A 19,366-nucleotide genomic window follows, 5' to 3' on the forward strand; every position below is an offset into this window, starting at 1 on the left:
ACAAAAAACGGTCCCTCGGTTTCACCTTCAAAATGAAAACGGGAGAACCGCTTTTTGTAAGTAATGTAATAGTACGATTAGCGCTTATATTTAAGACTTCAAAATAGCACTATGCTCTTTCTTCACTTGCTGCTTAAGAATCTTCCCACTTGCATTACGCGGGAGCTGCTCGACAAAAGCGTATTGGCGTGGGCATTTGTAGTCGGCAAGGTATGCGCTTACAAATTCACGCAATTCTTCTTCTGTTACGTCGCCTTTTGGAACGACAATTGCTTTTACGGTTTCGCCCCATTCTTCGTGTGGCACGCCGATGACGCAGGATTCTAGTACACTATCATGCTTGGCTAATACTTCGTCGACTTCACGCGGATAAATGTTTACGCCACCAGAAATGATAATGTCTTTCTTTCGGTCTACGATGTACATGTATCCGTCTTCGTCTTTGTAGGCGATATCCCCCGTGTACACCCAGCCGTCACGGATTACCGCTTTTGTTTCTGCCTCGTTATGGTCGTATCCTAACATGAGGCTGTCTCCTGTTAAAAGAACTTCTCCATATTCATTCGGAGCTGTATCTTCGCCTTGCTCATTTACAATTCGGATTTCCATATTCACGGTAGGATATTTTCCGATACTACCAGCTTTCGTTAAATGCTCCTCAGGTTTTAATAAAATACCGTTAGGACCAACTTCCGTTAATCCGTATACTTGGTAGAAGTTTTCGTTTTGGAACGCTTTTTTCACATGATGGTAGCTTGCTAGTGCTAGCGGTCCGCCGCCATAAGCGAATACACGCATACTAGATAAATCGTACGTTGCTAAGTCTGGATCTTTGGAAGCGAAAAGGTATGCAACAGGTGCTGCGAATGAGAATGTCGTTTTTTCTTCTTGAATGTAAGATAAAAATGCTTTCGGAGTAAAGTCGTCAATTACGTGTGCGGTGCCACTATATAATCCGCTTAAGAAAAAGGTGTTTAACGGTGCGGAGTGAGATAGTGGCATTAAATTTAACATTTTGTCGTTGTTGGAAAGGTTAAATGTTTGAGAAATAGCTGTTGCAATCGCAAGCAAGCGTTCATGGTTAAAAAGTACACCTTTAGGAATACCTGTCGTTCCAGATGTAAATAAAATTTCGCAAACGTCACGAGAATCGATTGGTATATTTAAGTTTGTTTTTTCAAACGAAGCAGCACTATTCAATAGCTCTTGAATCGGTAAAAGGAGGTGGTCAAGTTGAGATGCAAGAGGTATGGAGCTAACCGTTTCCTGTAATTCACTTTCATACATAACGCCAATCGCTTTACAGTTTGTAAGAATCGCATGGAGCTCGGATGCAGTTAGCCGAATGTTAAGTGGCATTGGGATAGCGCCAATTTTCATAAGTGAGAAAAAAGCATAAAAGAAATGTTCGTTGTTCCGTGACATAATGGCAATACGGTCCCCGCGTTTAACCCCATTTTGGAGTAAATTTCTCGCAAGTTGGTTCGTGATGCTATTCATTTCCTCGTATGTAAGCCGAGTGTTGGCGGTAATAAAAGCCTCTTTCTTACTGTACTTTCTTGCATTTCTTTCTAACAATCCGTGAATAGTAACTCCCATTATTTCATCTCCTTTTCATCCGTTTCTAATAAATAGCTTTGTTTATGGGCTTCAATCTCGTCTTTCAACACTTGAAGCTCAAGAATTTGCTCTTCCAGTTCAATTAGCTTTTTATCTGCATACGCTAGTATTCTATTTTTTTCATCAGCTCCTTTCGGGTTATGTTCGTAAAGGTCCACCATGTCTTTAATTTCTTGAAGGCTAAACCCTAGTTTTTTTCCACGAAGAATTAATTTCAGTCTTCTTCTCTGCTGGTTGGAAAATTGTCGTTGCTTTGTTGCGCTATCTCGTTCTTTCGATACAAGCATGCCGATCTCTTCATAATATCTGATTGTTCTCGAGCTTATATCGAAAAGGGAAGCTAATTCTTGTATGGAAAAAAACTTTTGCTCTGTCATTTCTTTCATCCTCCTAGTTGACGTTAACGTAAACTTAACTTTATAATAAAAGTAATTAACAGAATTGTCAATAAATTTTAAGTCAAAAGTGGGCCAAGGGGACAGGTTTCCAATAAATGAACTAAGGGGTGATTGTGATGAAGGTAGTTCAACAAGATGAGAAGGCTAGAGGAGAAAACAGGTATTCATTTAAAAATTTTGTAGAGGCGCGGGATAATTCCGATTGGTATGCAGATGATCCGTTTGTGCAAAAAGTGTTGAAAAAATATGCGGGGGCGCAGTTTGAAACGGTAGAGAAAGCGGTCAAAAGTTTTTCACCAGTTGTCTCCAAAAACTGGAATAAGCTTGCGGAGAAAAATGCACGTCCAGAAGCACGTCCGTACATGTTGCATTACGATGCGTTTAACAACCGGATTGACCGAATTGTCCGCCCGCACGAATTGTTACAACTAGAAAAAGGTTTATTCGGGGAAGGTTTATTTTCAAGTAGAATGCCAGCGTGGGAAAGTTTTACGAAGCGATTGCTCATCCATCAACTAGGGGAGGCTGGAGTGACTTGTCCGATGACGTGTACACATGGATTAATTGCGTTGCTAGAACAGTTTCCTAATGAAGACCATCCTGAGTTGCAAGAAATACTAGAGCATGCAAAAGAAGGATTGAATGGTGAGTTTGCGATTGGCGCACAGTTTATGACGGAAATACAAGGTGGTTCTGATTTACCGAAAAATGTTGTAGAGGCTGTTCCTGATGGGAAGAACTATCGTATTTATGGGAATAAGTTTTTCTGCTCCGTTGCTCATGCCGACTATGCGGTGATCACCGCGCGTTTTAGCGGTACAGACAAAATCGGGACGTTTATCGTTCCAGCATGGTTGCCAGGGGATAAAGCAAAAGAGATTCGGAATGGCTACAAGATTAATAGAATTAAGTGGAAGTTAGGGACAGCAGAAGTTCCGACAGGAGAAATCGATTATGATGGGGCACTTGCTTATCCTGTTGGTCCACAAGATCGCGGCATTGCAGTGGCGGTTGGCATTGTGTTGACGTTATCGCGCTTAGAGATTGGTATTGCATGTGCTGGGTTTATGCTGAGGGCAGCGAGAGAAGCGAATTTATATGGAGACTTCCGCACTGTTTTTGGGAAGAAAGTGAAGGATTATCCATTATCGGCCGCTACGTTAAAAAGAATAGAAGAGGCAGCACATCGAACGACTGCTGGCGCGTTTAAAGTGTACGATTTATTTTTAAAGCTAGAAAAACCGTTGAATCCAGGAATTAAAAGTGACCAGCCGTTAGAAGTTCAAAAGCAATTGTTCAATTTCCGTGAGCTTGTGTTGCTGCAAAAAATTTGTACGACGAATGAAGGAGCGGAAGTGTTGCGTGAGGCGATTTCAGTGTTCGGTGGGCACGGGGTAATGGAAGAGTTTTCGTCATTGCCACGTATTTTCAGAGATGTCGTCGTGAACGAACAGTGGGAAGGACCTCGTAATTTATTATTAACGCAAATCTATAGAGATTTGAAGCGAGTGCAAGAGTGGTATCCAGCAAGGGAGTTTGTTGCGAGTGTATTAAATGGTGCATCGGTGGAAGAGGTAGAAGAATTCGGTGCAAGGTTGGAAGACTTACTGGCGCGACCGGTGATCGGGGAAGTAACAGAAGCCTCTATGGAAGCTGCTGTTGAGTGGGACGTATTTTGTAACGAGTTTTTTAAAGCGTTTCAGCGAGTTGCGGTTGCGGAGATTGGATAAAAACACATAAGTTACATTCCCCCCCTCACAACTACTGGAGTTATGAGGGTTTTTTTTAGTTAAGGCTATTAATTAAGTGGACGAGGGACCATTATAACTTTTTCCTAATGTTTACAAAGACTTTTGTTCTAACTACAATAAAGCAAAGGGGTGAATTTTTTATGAGCGAAACAATTAGTAAAAAAATATACAAGCAAATTGATGAAGAACGAATTATAGATGCATTGGAAGATGGAAATTGGGATGATGCCTTTGTATTATTCAAATATTCGGTTCTTACTAAAGAAGAATTTAGCGAGTTACAGCAATTAAACACTAACTACGGTGCATTTGAAAAACAAATGAAGGATTATGTAAAGAAAACAGAAATGGAAAAACTAGAGAAAGCATTTAGGGACGGCAAAGACAAGGAAGCAGAAGTTCTATTTTATTTTTCAGACCATTTGACTGTGAAGGACTTCACTGAGATTAAGCGAAAATGGAGAGTTCCTAATAAGGAAGAAATGGAGCTTACAGAGGAGCAAGTCGATGATAATTGGAAGAAAATATTAGAGGGAATAAAGGCTGAAATATCTAAGCCTTCATTTGATACTTGGTTTAGACAGACAAAAGGTGAATTGGTGGATGGAGTTTTAGTTATTGGTTGTGCGAACGAATTTCAATTGGATTGGTTGGAGACAAGATACAGTGACCTAATATTAGAGGTTGCGGAAAAAATATTTGGCACTAAATATAACCTTCGATTCGTGAATAGAGAGTAGTAAAAAGTTAGATGTATTGAGCTAAAAAAATATAATGATTAATAGTTTTGTTTAGGTTACTTTCAAAAATGTGTGGACGACCAGTCCCCTTTACTGAATAAAAGTAAGAGGTAAACCTAAAAAAACTTGGGCGTAACCTCTCATCGAAGAATTATCAATTTGCTTTTGCTTAATACTAACTTAAACTTCTATAAGTTAAAGAGAAAAATAATATCAGTAGCAACACGTAGTAAGTAAGTTTCTCTGCTTTCTTTTGAGGCCGTTTTTCAATTAATGTGTAAAGAAGTAATACAATTACCACAGATAAAATTATAGAGGGGGCAAGGTGTTCCAAATAAAGTTCCTCCAGTCAGTTACATTTTCCCTAATATGCATGAGTCTTTCAGTGCAAAGGTAGCTACAGCTCCTTGTAGTTGTTAAAGCCTACTATAGTCCACCAATACTTATAGCAAACAACAACTGAGCAGTAAAATAAGTGCTCATTACAAAATAGTCTGCTAGTCTAAAATTAACCTTAAATTTATTTACAGCTAATATAGCATCTGAAATGAAAAATAAGAAAGCAGCTGCAATAAGTATTTTTGTACTAGTCATAATCGCTAAACTTACCATTGTTGTGATTATAATGATATAAAAGGCAACAGCGAAAAGAAGCTTTTTGCCTCCTTTTTTCCGTACATTTTCATATAAGTAAAAATACAAAATAACTGCCATTATAAACCGTTTATATAAAGAACGGTCTCCTTCAATGAATAATAAGTCTTTCCTCACTTCTCAACAAAAAACATCGAAATCGCACCTAAGCCAACATGGGTACCAACCGATACTCCCATTTGCATAATATAGATGTCTCCCGAGAAATCGGTGTCCAATTGAATTTTCGTTTTAAGGTTTTCGGCTACTTTAATATCTGATGTATAACCAATGATGATAAAGTCCGTCATTTCTTTGTTATTTCTTTTTACAAACTCCTCTGTGTAATGCTTAAGAACTCTTTTCAGTCCTCTTTCTTTTCCAACTATGGCTCCTTTTCCATCCTTCATCGACATAATTGGCTTTAGCATTAAGATCTTCCCTATTATCGCACTTGCATTAGTGAGTCGGCCACTTTTTATTAAATGATCTAAATCAGCTACAGATAGATAATGTTTTACCTTTTTCTTATAATTTTCATTAAAAGCAACTAATTCTTCAAATGAAGCTCCCTGCTCTCTCATCTTCGCACTTTTCAACACGAGCCAACCGCTTCCATGGCTCATACATTTTGAATCCACTATATGTATCTTAACGTTTGATTCCGGGTTTTCCTCGAAAAAATAATCTTTCGCTAGTACAGCTGATTGATAGGAACCGCTTGTCCCACTAGACATGCATATACATAATATTTCCTTATTACCAGCCTCAACAGCCTTTTTAATTATTTTTAGAAACTCCTCTGGGCTCGGCATTCCTGTTGTCGGAAACTCTGGTAGTGCCTCTAGCATTCCATAAAATTCATCTGGTTGAATATCTATCCTGTCTTTATATACTTTTCCTTCTATATTTATAGTTAAAGGTGCCATGCTGATATCGTACTTTGCCAGTACTTCATCAGATAAATCACATGTTGAATCAGCCATAATTTTTATCAATTTGTATGCCTCCAATATAAAAATCAGCTATCCCTTTTTTTAACATGCCCTTAAAATCATTCTTATATAGATAAAAATCTGTAAGGTGAAAGCAGGAATAAAAGTCAACAAGTTGAATTGTTTTAGATAGGTTAGTGCACCGAGGTGAATCCATGAAAAAAGAGAGGAACCAATCCTATGAGAAAAACGATATACATTCTAATATTTCTTGTTCTAGTAGTATTATCTGCATGTAATAATCAAAGCGGAGAACCACAAAAAAACGCTGAAATTAACGTAAAGGGCTTGAAAAATGTTGATGTTCTGAATAGTCATGGAAGTATTAAAGGGCTAGAAAAAATGAGTAACTTTCATGACAGTGTACAAAAAGGAATATCCTCTAAATTGCGAATTGTGCACTACACGACGGAAGGAGACCCGATCGTAACAGACTTAGATTATAATGGAGAATTTCTTGAAGTGAAAAATGATTCGACCCGTGACAAATTTGGAAGTGGGACAATAACAAGTACTAAATGTGACAATTTGATCGAGGAAGTTAATCCTACGAACACCACCTATATAGCGGTTGATTGTGCTGGTGGTTTTCATGGAATGATAGATATTTTGCAAATTAACTATAACGTGAGCCAACAGGATTTTTTTGAGTTCGAACTGAAATACACGAGTAATGGAAGTGAAACACAAATAAATAGTGACTTTAATATCACAATGGATGTAAAGCAAGAGGTATACAAAAGATTAGTTTATGCAAATTACGTAGACGAAAAAGATTTCATGAAAACTTGTGACAATGAGGATGCGGTGAGTTATTTCTTAAAAGTATATATTAATAACAGTGAGCGCGAATTTGAATGGAGTGCGTGTGATCAAACTATGGATGGCGAGAAGTTTACTAGCATTGCAAATTACATAATGGAACAAGCTGAAAACAAACAAAATATACAAACCGAGGAGACTATTCAAGGGTACGTGTTAGAAATAAGAGACAACGAACTGTTAATTGGGGAAGGGTTAACTATGCTAGATTATGAATGGCTTAAGGATGAATTACCTGAGATAGATTTCAATAACTATATTTTCGACTTTACTATTGTAACAGAAGTAAATACAAAAGATTTTAACCCTGGTGATAAAATCTTAGCAACCATAGAAGGAAGCAAAAGTAATACAGTACCTGGAAGAGCAAAAGTGAAGGGCATTAAGAAAATAGGATTACACTAGTAATTGAAAAGTACTTTACGTTGACTTAAGAAAAAAATCCTATTCTCTCTGTCTCGTACTTCAGATGATAGTTTAACGTTAATCAAAAAATGAAATGGATTGATGTAACAAAATGGTGAAATATTTGAGATGTTTACTTTATTTAGTGGTAGCCAGTACAGTAGGTTATTATATTTCTCAATATATAACGCATGATAAAAGTTTAGTAAGTATGATAAAAGGTTTCGTTGTAATGTCCATCGTTATTCTACTATTGTTATCCCTGGAAGTTTTAAAGTTTCGAAAAACACAATAGACAACAATTATAAGTTGTTTCGTTTTTGTTGAAACCTTGTTAATAGCATATGAATTAACAACCAGTTTCGGTGGCATTCCGTGCAAGAGTGAGAGTTGGTAGAAGGTCATTAGAAAATTATTGAGAGGGATAAAGAAATGGATATTTATATTAGAAACGCCAAGCAAAACGATTATGATTCACTGCTGCCTTTATTTAGACAGATTCATGAATACCACGTATTTGTAAGACCAGATTTGTATAAAGAGAATGACACTCCAGTCGAGAAAGAGTTTTTTGAAAGCCAATTAATTGATGAGAAACAGCATATTTTTGTGGGCAGCATAGACAATGATATAGTTGGCGTTGTAGTTACAAAGGAAGAGGAAGTAACGGAAAATACTTTCGTTAATGCGAGGAAAGTATTATTTATACAGAGTTTATGCGTTGCTGATACACATAGGAAGAAAGGTATCGGAAAAAAACTAACTCAATATGTTTTTGATTTTGGAAGAAGCCTCAAAGTTGACAGTATCGAATTGGGAGTATCCGAGGAAAATACAGCTGCCATCGAATTTTATAGGTCAATTGGGATGACAACGAAAAGTAGGAAAATGGAGATTGTATTTAAATAACGGAGAGTTTTAATTGAACAAGAACTGTATATTAAAGGATAAGAGTTTGGGATGTTTCCCAAGCTTTTTTTGCTATTAATACTGTTAATTTACGTGTTATTTATGATTCTGCATAATCGGAACTACTTAGCTATTTTCGAAAAGGAAAAGGGCTCCTTCTTATTTGTAGTAAAAAAGTTTCTATAGATACTTCAGCCTCACATGAAGGAGTTATTCAGTGAATTGTTGAATGACTATTTATATTGAATGGAATGCGAAGCTTTGAACGATAGATTGTAGAGAAATACATTATAAAAGGGGTATGGTCATGTTACAAAGCTATCTTGACAGGGATTTGAGTTTATCTGTGGAGAAGTGGATGGTTTCTCAACCTGTTACTGTTGGGGTGAATGATACAGTAAAAAAAGCGGCATTAAAGGTAAATAGTTTGGATTTGGAATGTGTGCCTGTTGTCGGGGAGTTGGGGAATCCAGTAGGAATATTAACGTCAAAGATTTTGCTAAAGGCTATGTTGGATGAAGCGGAAGAGGATCCGATTTTACATTATATGTCCAAGGAGGATTTTTATATCATTCGAGTAGGTGACTCCATTCTTGATTTACATAAGCTTCCCTATACGTATTTCTTCGTTATGGACGAGAAACATAAATTAATAGGGGTACTGACTCAATCCGAAATGTTGAAAGGGATTTCGCAATACTTCGAGGACTTAAATCATTCCTTTCATACAGCTGAAATTGTCGAAACAATCCTTGATAGCGCCTATGAAGGGGTTGCCGTCGTCGATAAAGATGGGATTATTGTGGAGTTTAATAAGGCGTACAGTCGCTTTACCGGTGTGGAAAAAAAGGACGCCATCGGAAGACCAGTACAAGAGGTGATTGAAAATACGAACCTTCACCAAACAGTGAAAACAGGTCTGCCTGAACGAGGGGAAATCCAGTATATTCAAGGGCAACCAATGGTGGTGCATCGAATTCCACTGTGGCGAAATGGGGAACTAGTTGGGGCAATCGGAATGCTCATTTTTGAAGGTGTTACGGAACTGTACCAAATATATGACCGTTTCCGGGAAAAAACGCAGGAGATTTCGTCAGGTCAAAAGCAAACAGAAGGTTTACCAAATAAGCTGCCAAGCACAATGTCGCTTGAACAGATTATCGGTCAAAGTGAGGAGATAATGAAGCTTAAACGGATGACGAGAAAAGTGGCAAAAACGGATGCAACCGTCATGATTACTGGTGAAAGTGGAACCGGAAAAGAGATGTTTGCTAAAAGTATTCATGACTTAAGTGAATATAGAGAAGGTCTGTTTATCAGTGTAAATTGCGGAGCGATACCGGAGCAGCTATTTGAATCAGAGTTATTTGGCTATGAAGAAGGGGCTTTTACTGGTGCGAAAAAAGGTGGTAAATCCGGAAAGCTTGAATTGGCTGAAGGTGGAACATTATTTTTAGATGAAATCGGTGAGATGCCCCTAGTTATGCAAACGAAATTACTTCGAGTATTGCAGGAAAAAGAGTTTGAACGATTAGGTAGTATCCGGAAACAGCCGTTAAAAACAAGAATAGTGACAGCCACTAATCGAAATTTAAAGGAGATGGTGGTGGATGGAGCATTTCGGGAGGATTTATATTATCGAATCAACGTCATTGAATTATCCATCCCACCATTAAGGGAACGGAAAAAGGATATTCCATTATTAATTTCTCACTATTTAACGTCTATATGTACAAAGTATCAAATACCGAAAAAAGAAGTAACAGCAGCTGCATTAGAAGTGTTAATAAGTTATTCGTGGTATGGAAATATACGCGAATTAGTAAATATGATTGAAAAACTAGTTATTTTAACAGAAGGAAAAACGATTGATTTTCGTCATCTTCCTAATTATATGAAAAAACTTGAGTTTACGAATGTACAGGCTTCTCCGATTCACAGGGTAAGACAAGAGGAAGATGCGAAGGAAAGAGAAGTCATCCAAATGATTTTAGAAGAGTCAGGAGGCAATAAATCATTGGCAGCAAAAAGGCTTGGAATTCACCGGACAACGCTTTACCAAAAGCTTAAAAAATATGGATTGTAGCCTAGTGTAGTCATAACGCTACACCTTCACTACATAATTGTAGCGGAAAATCTACAACCACTTCGATAAACGCTTATATGATCAATGCTGGAAGGTTGGCACACTTTTTGCTTAATAAGTAATGAGTCCAAATTGGGAGGGGAAGAAATGGAGGATTACGCCGTTTTTAGGACACCAGGAACGATTCATTATGGTCGAAAAGCATTTGAAAAAGTGGGGAAAGAAACAGCTGCTCGTGGAAAAAAAGCATTGATTATTAGTGATAAAGTGATACAGAGTCTCGGGTTTATAAGTGAATGCGAAAACTTTTTACAGAAAGAGAAAATGGAAAGCGTTGTCTACTTAGGGGTTGAGTCCGAACCAACAGATAAATATGTGGATGAAGCTCTAGAGCTTTTTGAAAAAGAACAATGTGATACGATCATTTCACTTGGTGGGGGAAGTTGTATTGATACTGCTAAAGCAGTTGCCGTTGTGCAGACGAATGGTGGTTATATAGGAGATTACATGGGTGGGAAGAAACTGGCGGAAAAAAGCCCCGTTCCACATATTTCGATTCCAACAACAGCTGGAACTGGTTCAGAGGCGACAGATGCAACGATTATTACGAATACGACTAATAATGTCAAAATGATGATTAAGCAACCAGCATTTATGCCAGATGTAGCGATTGTAGATCCGTATTTAACGGTCTCGTCCCCTCCATCGGTAACCGCTGCAACAGGGGTCGATGCATTAAGTCATGCGATTGAGGCATATGTATCGAGACGTGCTCAACCAATGACAGATATGTTGGCATTATCAGCAATGGAGAAGATTGTTGGAAGCATAAAGGCCGCCTATGAAGATGGAAACAATATTAGTGCAAGGGAGGCGATGGCATTAGGATCGTTACAAGCGGGAATGGCCTTTACGAATGCTTCCGTATGTCTTGTACATGGCATGTCGAGACCAATTGGGGCACTGTTCCATGTTCCGCACGGATTTTCCAATGCGATGTTGTTACCAGCAGTTCTTGAGTTTAGTAAAGAGGCCTCTATCAGTCGTTTAGCAGATTTAGGAAGGTTTTTTCAACCTAATACTAGCAATCTATCAGATGAGAAAGCGGCCGATATTGCAGTGGAAGCTGTAAAAAATCTCTGTCTAGAATTAAAGATTCCAAATCTAAAAGGTTGGGGAATTGACCAAGCTGCGTTCGAAACGGCGATTAGTAAAATGGCGGGAGATGCTTTAGCTAGTGGCAGCCCACAAAATAATCCAAAGGTTCCGTCCAAACAGGAAATTGAAGAACTTTATTTAAAGTGTTATGACTACAAATTCACTTCAGAAAATGTAGTTGGATCATAAACAGTAGAAACTAGGAGGATTTATATGACACAAACAACTGTTAAAACATTGAAAAACTATATCGGCGGAGAATGGGTGGATGCAAAAACAGATAAAACGGAAAAAGTTTTTAACCCTGCGACCGGGGAAGTAATTGCACATGTACCAATTTCTACACAAGAAGATGTCGACTACGCCGTACAAGTTGCCGCGGAAGCTTTCGAAACTTGGCAAGAAGTTGCTGTTCCTAAGCGTGCTCGTATTTTATTCAAATACCAACAATTATTGATAGATAACTGGGATGAACTTGCTAGATTAATAACATTAGAAAATGGTAAAAACTATACCGAGGCCTATGGAGAAGTACAGCGTGGTATTGAAAATGTAGAGTTTGCTGCGGGTGCTCCTTCCTTAATGATGGGTGAACAACTTCCATCGATTGCAACAGATTTAGAATCTGGCGTTTATCGTTACCCTATTGGCGTTATTGGTGGAATTACACCATTTAATTTTCCGATGATGGTCCCTTGCTGGATGTTCCCGATAGCTGTCGCAACAGGAAATACGTTTGTGTTGAAACCGTCTGAACGTACGCCACTATTAGCTAACCGTTTAGCAGAACTATTTGAGGAAGCAGGATTGCCGAAGGGTGTTTTCAATATCGTTCATGGCGCGCATGATGTGGTTAATGGGTTATTGGATCATAAGAAAGTTGCCGCTATTTCCTTTGTCGGTTCTCAGCCTGTTGCTGAATATGTATACAAACGCGGAACAGACAATTTAAAACGAGTACAAGCGCTTGCTGGGGCGAAAAACCATTCTATCGTGTTACGTGACGCAAATATGGACAATGCTACGACACAAATTATGAATGCTGCATTCGGCTCAGCCGGAGAACGTTGTATGGCTGCTTCTGTTGTCGCAGTGGAAGAGTCTATTGCGGATGAGTTTGTGGAACTATTAACGCAGAAAGCAAATGAAATCACAATAGGAAACGGGCTCGATGAAGGAGTATTCCTTGGACCAGTTATCCGTGATCAGCATAAAGAACGTACGTTGAGTTATATTGAATCTGGGGAAAAAGAAGGAGCAAAACTAATTCGTGACGGTCGTGTAGATGAAGCAGCGAAACAAGAAGGTTATTTTGTAGGACCAACAATTTTTGACCATGTTACGTCAGAAATGAAAATATGGCAGGATGAGATTTTCGCACCAGTGCTATCCATTGTCCGTGTAAAGGATCTCGACGCAGCAATTAAATTGACGAATCAATCCCGATTCGCAAATGGTGCTTGCATTTTCACGAAAGATGGTGGAAGTGTTCGTCAGTTCCGTGAAAAGATTGATGCGGGGATGCTAGGTGTAAATATTGGCGTACCAGCTCCGATGGCATTTTTCCCATTCTCCGGATGGAAAGACTCCTTCTATGGTGATCTACATGCGAATGGAAAAGACGGACTACAATTCTTTACTCGTAAAAAGGTTATCACAACTAAATGGGTATAGTGTGGACATTTCCTGTTCCCTCGTCCTAATCTTAAAAAATAGCTATTTGTTACTAAAAGAGCCCTTAATTTTAAGGGTTTTTTTATTGTTTTCTAAAATAAATCTCAACTATAGTACCTCATGCTCGAATTGGCGATTATTTCTTTAAATAATGTTATGATAGATAGAATTATGCCTTAAGGAGAAGAAAGTCTATGATAATCTCAATATTATTGGAAGATAATCATCTGCTTTTGGTAGAAAAACCAATTAATATTCCTGTACAAGCAGATAGTAGTGGAGACGCTGATTTATTAACAATGTTAAAAGAGGATCTAAAAATACGTTATTCAAAGCCAGGTAAAGTTTATTTGGGACTTGTCCACCGCCTAGACCGTCCAGTTGGTGGAGTGATGGTGTTTGCTAAAACATCAAAGGCTGCTTCAAGATTAGCAGATATGTTTCGTAGACATGTGATCGAACGGAACTACTTAGCGGTTGTTCATGGAAAGCCAAACAAGAAAAGGGGACAACTTGTACATTATCTTCATAAAGATAATCGGAAGAATAAAGTATCTGTTGTTTCTCCTAATTATCCTAAAGCTAAAAAAGCAGTGCTAGATTACGAGGTGCTGGACTCGAAAAAAGGATTTAGTTTGCTTTCGGTGAATCTTCACACAGGTAGACCTCACCAAATTCGAGTTCAGCTGTCAGCAATGGGAAACCCGATCTTTGGGGACCAAAAATATGGAGAACAACTTAATAAAACTGGGCAACAACTTGCACTTTGGGCCCATTCCATTTCTTTCGAGCATCCAGTTAAGAAGGAACCATTAACAGTGTGTTCTTTTCCACCTTATAATTATCCTTGGGATTTAATGAAGGATCCTTACTTAAAAGAACCGGTCATTACTTAACAAGTTTCGAAATTTACTTAACAACTTTTCAGATTTACTTAACAAGTTTCGAAATTTACTTAACAACTTTTCAGATTTACTTAACAACTTTCGAAATTTACTTAACAAGAACCCAAAATTACTTAACAACTTTTCAAAATTCCTTAACAGCAAACAAATCAAACTGTAAAACTTACATATAATATGGTTGAAACGTCTACGTTATTGGAGGCATTTAAATGAAAAATAGAAAGCTACTTTTACTAATACTTATAATGGTAATGATCATCGCCGGAGTACTTGACCTTATATTCGAAGGGCTATTTTATCAAATGCTTCCTGAATCAGTGCAATCGATGATATCGAATAGTTTTAATAGATAAATTTATATGGAACGAAAAATAGAGTAGGTAGCCCCTCAACTAAAACAAAAATATATTATCTGTTTAGGTTAAGAAGTGGTATTCACAAAGGATGGACAAGCTGACAGTGATCTGTATCCTTTAAAAGCCGACTAAAGAGATGATTTCTGTTTTCTGCAGGAGTCATCTTTTTAAATTCCAATAATATCTTTCTTATTAGGCCCTTAACCCAACAGTTTCCTCATCGCGACAACGGTTGTGACCTAATCCTACATTTTTTAATTTTTTTGAAGAAAAAGTTATTGACGATTTAAATTAATCTATGATATTATAGAAATTTTGATAAAAAATAACAACTGTGTTAAGCTTAAGAAGGTTGCAAAACATGGAGGTGGATTACTTGTTTCAAATTGGTGATAACATTGTTTATCCGATGCATGGAGTAGGTATCATTAAAGCTATTGAAGAAAAGGAAATTTCAGGAGAAAAACAACAGTATTATGTTATAACAATGTTAATTAATAATATGCAAGTTATGATTCCGAAGGGTAAAATATTGAGTTCAAGTATACGCCCGGTTACGGACATAATCGCATTAAAACACATCATACACATTTTTCAGCATGGTGAATCAGATAGATTAATGCCTTGGAAGGAAAGGTATAAAGTGAACACGGATAAATTAAGAACAGGTAACATACTAGAAGGTGCTGAAGTTGTCCGTGATTTAATGCGCATGAAAAAAGAGAAAATACTTAATTCTAGCGAAAAGAAAATGTTGAATAACGCACATGAATTTTTAATTAGTGAACTAAGATTAATGAAAGGAATTACTGAAAATCAAATAAAAAGTTTCTTTTAAGGTTACAGAACTCTCTGGAATATCCTGAATTTTCAAGAAATTATTGTTATTAAAAGTTAATCATTTTAAAGAAATTCAACTTCTTCAGCTCAAAATTAGAGCTTAAACCTCTTTTGTCATTTCTGAAATTTAATCCATTATGATTATTTATATTTCTTTTAAGAACGTTTGAAGATCACTATAATTTGTAACCTGATTCACACTGGCACGGACAAGGAGCCGTAAGGATGAAAGAGAGGTAGGGCTTTCATTGTTTTAGGTATACAAAATATGAACAAAGTTATTATTTTTCAAAGATACGGAGTACTTCTTTTTCACTTTTTCCATATCACACCGGTAATGAAATGGTTATATATGCGGCTAGCCTTTGTTCATAAATAATATTAAATGGAAATAATAAAATTTCTATTTTACCTCAGGATAAAATATGTTGTCAATAAGAAATTTGTATTTTTTTAAGAAAAGTGTTACAATAGTCTTACAAAGGTTTTTTCAGTCGTATTCCGAATTCTTCTGTAATTTTTTACAGGCAGAGTGATGGATGCGTTTTTTTAATATCTTTTTAAACCGATGAAAAATTCAAACAGTTGTCTGAGCTTTAAAGGTAAGTTAGTTAAATAAAATGATTAATTTTCTAACTAATAGTAACCGAGTTTTTATTTTACAAGGAGGACTAGAATATTGAATTTAATCAATAAGAAAGTTACACACAAGCGTTTTGGCACAGGGAGTATAGTTGAACATAATGATTCTATTATTGAAATACATTTCGCATCGGAGAGTAAAAAGTTTGTGTACCCGGATGTGTTTGGAGAGCACTTAAAAATACATGATCAAAGTGTTGCTCATTCACTTGAAGAAATTATACAAAAAAGGGAAATGGCGCGACAGGAAGAAGAGTGGAAGAAGGAAGAGGAAAAAAAGCTTCAACGAAAAAAACACGAACTTCGCCTAGAACATGAAAAGCTTATGAAGAACCATAAACTTCATCCCGAATCACAAATGGTATTTTGGTGTGACACCGAAGAACAGAATAGTTCTTTAACAGAGTGGAAAGTTTTTTCAGGCGAAATAAAAAGTGGTAATAACAAAGGAAAGCCAAACAAACCGATCCGTTTACACCAAAATAGTGCGGTCCTGTTAACATCAATAGATTCCGGGATGCCAGAAAAAGAGAGACGGATTTTAGGAGTCTATATGGTGAATGAAGAGTTTATCGGTAAGCTATGTGAAGATGGAAATATTCCTGCTCATTCAAAATACAAGCTTCAACTTACAGAACAAGAATCTGATCAGTTGCTTTTCTGGCAATATTACGTAAATGAAAAATCCCCCGAAAAAATGACATGGAATACCGGTAAATACCGTTATTTTGATAATATGTGGATGGCTCAAATTCTGCGTGATATCGCTTCGTTTAAAAGTGACCAGGAGCAAGAGCTGGCACAACAATTTTTCGAACATTTTTGTAGAATGAATCAAATAATACCTCAAGAATTACAAAAGCCTAACGGTGCATTAATGCGTAATTTGGCTTAAGCCCTTTTATGGGGGAGTAACTTTTTAAAAACTGCTTAAAAAGCAAGCTAAAAATGTTAGTATGAATAAAAACGATTGTTACTCTAAAGTGACAGTCGTTTTTTTTATTTACCCTCTTATGTATGATAGTATCAGAGATTTTTAAATGAAGCTTGATTTCGAGCTTTTTTCTTTTTATAAAATATTTTGAAAAAAGTGAAATAATCTCACCATTAATACGACTAATTAATGAATGAAAACATTGGGGGAGAAATGGATGGACAGTGATAAAATTTCCGAATGGTTCTATCAATACAGCAAAGATATATACCATTTCTTGTTATATTATGTCGGGTCAGGAGATATAGATGACTTAGTTCAAGAAGTGTTCATTCGTGCTATTAAAAGCTTCGATACATATCAATCAAAGTCTAGCGAAAACGTGGTTATTCTCGATTGCACGAAATGTAGGCATCGATGAGATTAGAAGAAGAAAACGGGCGAGAATGAAAACGGTGCTGGGGCTCAAGAGTTTTGAACAAAAAGAAGAGCCAACGCCAGAACTAATGCTTAAATGGAGTGAAAATAATCGCGATTTATATAAAGTAATTAATTCGTTGAAGTCTAACTATCGAGACGTCATTATTCTCCGAGCGCTTAAAGAATTATCTGTTCCAGAAACAGCAGACATTTTAAACTGGAATGAAAATAAGGTGCGTATTACGCATCATCGGGCGTTAAAAGCTTTAAAGGATAAGAGGGAGGACATTAAATATGAAAGATAATGAATGGAAAAATCCATTAATTGATGAGCTGAAGTCTCTTCCTAAACCAGACTATGAACACGAGTTTGATGAACAGAAACAAGATCAAATACACGAAACTTTGATGAAATTCTCCAATAGCTATAAAAAAAAGAAAAAGAGCAGGGAAAGATGGAAAAGGATATCCGTTGGTTTTGCAAGCATTGCCGCATTAATACTCTTTATTGTCGTTTTTATTCCATTTCATAATGAATCAAACAATGCAAACGTTGCTGATATAGAATCATTTGAACAATTTTTTCACCAAAAAATGAAGGAAATGAATAAGGAAGAAAAAGACTTTTCGTATTCTCTTATTCATACACAATTGAATGCAGTTCATTTTAATGACGCTATTGCTATTTTTACAGAAAATAAAAATAGTAGTGAAACGATTTATATTGCCTACTTTGAAAAACAGAGTAATCAATGGGAGTGGATTCAAACAAGAGGTGCTCAGTGGGATTCTCCTGTAAATTGGTCAAGCATGAACTCAATACCATATATTTATTCAGGACTAATAAATGACCTTTCTATTCTAGAAGTGTATGCTGGCGACGTACAAGCAAAAATAATTACAATAGAAGGAGACAAAAGGTTTTGGTATGCTGTTAGCCCGATAGAAGAAGTAGAAGTGATGTTCGTGACGGAGGATGGAAAGGAGAAAATACCTCATACGGAACTAGAAGGATTACAAGATTCTCCGGAATATTTAGCTGAGGATTCTAGGGAATTATCAATGCAAGATTCTGAGACTGCTTATGAAATGGTTGTGAATGCACTAACCGATTATTATCGTGCGATTTGGAGCGGCTCGGATATCGAATTGAGTGCTTTTATGGAAAATGAAAATCTTATCCAGTACACGGAAAAGAAAATTCAATCCGAACGTAAAGTGTACATTACCGAAGAGGTCAATGTGGAGGTTGGAGCTTGGGAAGTGGACTATGTGGATGACGAGCATGGAGGCTTTCTCTATTTTAAAATACCTGCAGAAATTTTTAAAGATATAGGTAGTTACGCGGAAGTTACTGAGTTTCTTGTTCGTAATGTAAACGGAAAGTTAGTAATCGTTGATTGGTACACTGGTGCAAAAGATAGTTATGATTTTCTAGTGCGTGGAGAAAACGAAACGATTGATAAGCCTAATATTTGGGATGATTCAGAATGGGTACAGCAGGTAGTTAGGAAACAAAATGAATAGTAGGCTCAAGCGCAATTCTTTTTTATTACAGGGTAGATAAATACTGAGAAGAAAAACACCATTTGAGAACTTATTATAGTACAAATTTAAAAGACGACTACTATTCATTTTGAATGAAAGTCGTCTTTTTAGGTTGGTTTCGTATAGTTCGCAGTGATGCTTGTCGCACTTTAATAGGCGGCTATAGTTGATAATCGTGAAAAATGTGAACAAATCGTGAAGGGGTATTTACGTGTTTTCCATTTGGAACTGTTGAAAAACCTTGATATTACTGGTGTCATGGCAATTTATATTTTTTTACAGCTGTGATTCGAATCACTACACTGATAATAATTCCCAATTATGATTGAAGTATGAAAACAAAAGGGGGGGTCCTTAATGAAAGCCTCAAATTTAAAGGCTCAAGAAGAAGTGAATCTGGAAAAGGAACATGTTAGCAAGCAAGCTTCAACTAGGATTGGAACATGGATTTCAGTAGGAGTAGTTTTTGCAGTTATATTGGTTACTTATTTTATTATATACGGACTATATATGGATCGATTATAAGGAGG

19 protein-coding genes are annotated in these 19,366 nt (G+C 36.9%); 15 read left to right on the forward strand and 4 right to left on the reverse strand.

All coding sequences use genetic code 11. The features are described from left to right. Window positions 1-90: 90 nt before the first annotated feature. On the reverse strand, window positions 91-1,599 hold the full coding sequence (locus BC6307_RS01825; RefSeq protein ID WP_066417024.1) for a class I adenylate-forming enzyme family protein: 1,509 nt from the start codon (window positions 1,597-1,599) through the stop codon (window positions 91-93). Next, the gene (locus BC6307_RS01830) at window positions 1,599-1,997 is read right to left on the reverse strand and encodes a MerR family DNA-binding protein (protein ID WP_066417025.1); all 399 of its coding nucleotides are present in this window, start codon (window positions 1,995-1,997) and stop codon (window positions 1,599-1,601) included. Before BC6307_RS01830 ends, BC6307_RS01825 begins: the two co-directional genes overlap by 1 nt. Window positions 1,998-2,134: 137 nt before the next feature. Between BC6307_RS01830 and BC6307_RS01835 the strand changes: the two genes are divergently transcribed. Together BC6307_RS01835 and BC6307_RS01840 are read left to right on the forward strand one after the other, a co-directional pair. Next, window positions 2,135-3,748 (forward strand): acyl-CoA dehydrogenase family protein, encoded by a 1,614-nt coding sequence (locus BC6307_RS01835; RefSeq protein WP_066417027.1) that lies wholly within the window; start codon window positions 2,135-2,137, stop codon window positions 3,746-3,748. A gap of 161 nt (window positions 3,749-3,909) precedes the next feature. Continuing rightward, window positions 3,910-4,509, forward strand: coding sequence for a DnaA N-terminal domain-containing protein (locus tag BC6307_RS01840; protein ID WP_066417029.1), 600 nt, complete (start codon window positions 3,910-3,912; stop codon window positions 4,507-4,509). A 426-nt stretch (window positions 4,510-4,935) separates the two neighbouring features. On the opposite strand, the gene BC6307_RS01845 is transcribed toward BC6307_RS01840, so the two are convergent. Both BC6307_RS01845 and BC6307_RS01850 read right to left on the reverse strand, forming a co-directional pair. Further along, the gene (locus BC6307_RS01845; RefSeq protein ID WP_157076662.1) at window positions 4,936-5,280 is read right to left on the reverse strand and encodes a lysoplasmalogenase family protein; all 345 of its coding nucleotides are present in this window, start codon (window positions 5,278-5,280) and stop codon (window positions 4,936-4,938) included. Then, entirely contained in the window at window positions 5,277-6,140 is an 864-nt protein-coding gene (locus BC6307_RS01850; protein WP_066417033.1) for a DegV family protein, read from the reverse strand. Before BC6307_RS01850 ends, BC6307_RS01845 begins: the two co-directional genes overlap by 4 nt. Window positions 6,141-6,317: 177 nt before the next feature. Between BC6307_RS01850 and BC6307_RS01855 the strand changes: the two genes are divergently transcribed. The 13 genes from BC6307_RS01855 (at window position 6,318) to BC6307_RS24675 (ending at window position 19,361) form a co-directional block, all read left to right on the forward strand. Then, a complete protein-coding gene (locus BC6307_RS01855) occupies window positions 6,318-7,364 on the forward strand; it encodes a DUF4362 domain-containing protein (protein WP_066417037.1) in 1,047 nt (348 codons plus the stop codon). 432 nt (window positions 7,365-7,796) lie between these two features. Next, window positions 7,797-8,273: a GNAT family N-acetyltransferase gene (locus tag BC6307_RS01860; RefSeq protein WP_066417038.1), complete on the forward strand. Its 477-nt coding sequence runs from the start codon at window positions 7,797-7,799 to the stop codon at window positions 8,271-8,273. Between the two features lie 307 nt (window positions 8,274-8,580). Continuing rightward, window positions 8,581-10,359 carry a sigma-54-dependent Fis family transcriptional regulator gene (locus BC6307_RS01865; RefSeq protein ID WP_066417040.1) on the forward strand — a complete coding sequence of 593 codons (1,779 nt, stop codon included), beginning with the start codon at window positions 8,581-8,583 and terminating at the stop codon, window positions 10,357-10,359. Between the two features lie 147 nt (window positions 10,360-10,506). Next, window positions 10,507-11,706, forward strand: a complete 1,200-nt coding sequence (locus BC6307_RS01870) for an iron-containing alcohol dehydrogenase (protein ID WP_066417042.1) — start codon at window positions 10,507-10,509, stop codon at window positions 11,704-11,706. Between the two features lie 24 nt (window positions 11,707-11,730). After that, window positions 11,731-13,191 carry a CoA-acylating methylmalonate-semialdehyde dehydrogenase gene (locus tag BC6307_RS01875; RefSeq protein WP_066417043.1) on the forward strand — a complete coding sequence of 487 codons (1,461 nt, stop codon included), beginning with the start codon at window positions 11,731-11,733 and terminating at the stop codon, window positions 13,189-13,191. A gap of 194 nt (window positions 13,192-13,385) precedes the next feature. Next, on the forward strand, window positions 13,386-14,087 hold the full coding sequence (locus BC6307_RS01880) for an RluA family pseudouridine synthase (protein WP_066417046.1): 702 nt from the start codon (window positions 13,386-13,388) through the stop codon (window positions 14,085-14,087). A 218-nt stretch (window positions 14,088-14,305) separates the two neighbouring features. Continuing rightward, complete coding sequence (locus BC6307_RS24975; RefSeq protein WP_169714864.1) at window positions 14,306-14,449, forward strand: hypothetical protein; 144 nt, start codon at window positions 14,306-14,308, stop codon at window positions 14,447-14,449. 364 nt (window positions 14,450-14,813) lie between these two features. Continuing rightward, window positions 14,814-15,290, forward strand: coding sequence for a CarD family transcriptional regulator (locus tag BC6307_RS01885; protein ID WP_066416293.1), 477 nt, complete (start codon window positions 14,814-14,816; stop codon window positions 15,288-15,290). A 681-nt stretch (window positions 15,291-15,971) separates the two neighbouring features. After that, window positions 15,972-16,829 (forward strand): malate synthase, encoded by an 858-nt coding sequence (locus tag BC6307_RS01890; RefSeq protein ID WP_066416294.1) that lies wholly within the window; start codon window positions 15,972-15,974, stop codon window positions 16,827-16,829. Between the two features lie 256 nt (window positions 16,830-17,085). Next, window positions 17,086-17,289: an RNA polymerase sigma factor gene (locus BC6307_RS25625; RefSeq protein WP_342351651.1), complete on the forward strand. Its 204-nt coding sequence runs from the start codon at window positions 17,086-17,088 to the stop codon at window positions 17,287-17,289. Then, window positions 17,204-17,593 (forward strand): sigma-70 family RNA polymerase sigma factor, encoded by a 390-nt coding sequence (locus tag BC6307_RS01895; protein ID WP_342351652.1) that lies wholly within the window; start codon window positions 17,204-17,206, stop codon window positions 17,591-17,593. The genes BC6307_RS25625 and BC6307_RS01895 overlap by 86 nt, the downstream gene beginning before the upstream one ends. Then, window positions 17,583-18,815 carry a hypothetical protein gene (locus tag BC6307_RS01900; protein WP_066416296.1) on the forward strand — a complete coding sequence of 411 codons (1,233 nt, stop codon included), beginning with the start codon at window positions 17,583-17,585 and terminating at the stop codon, window positions 18,813-18,815. Before BC6307_RS01895 ends, BC6307_RS01900 begins: the two co-directional genes overlap by 11 nt. 378 nt (window positions 18,816-19,193) lie before the next feature. Beyond that, window positions 19,194-19,361 (forward strand): hypothetical protein, encoded by a 168-nt coding sequence (locus tag BC6307_RS24675; protein WP_157076652.1) that lies wholly within the window; start codon window positions 19,194-19,196, stop codon window positions 19,359-19,361. Window positions 19,362-19,366 lie beyond the last annotated feature (5 nt).

The organism is Sutcliffiella cohnii, from assembly GCF_002250055.1.
Lineage (GTDB): Bacteria > Bacillota > Bacilli > Bacillales > Bacillaceae_I > Sutcliffiella > Sutcliffiella cohnii.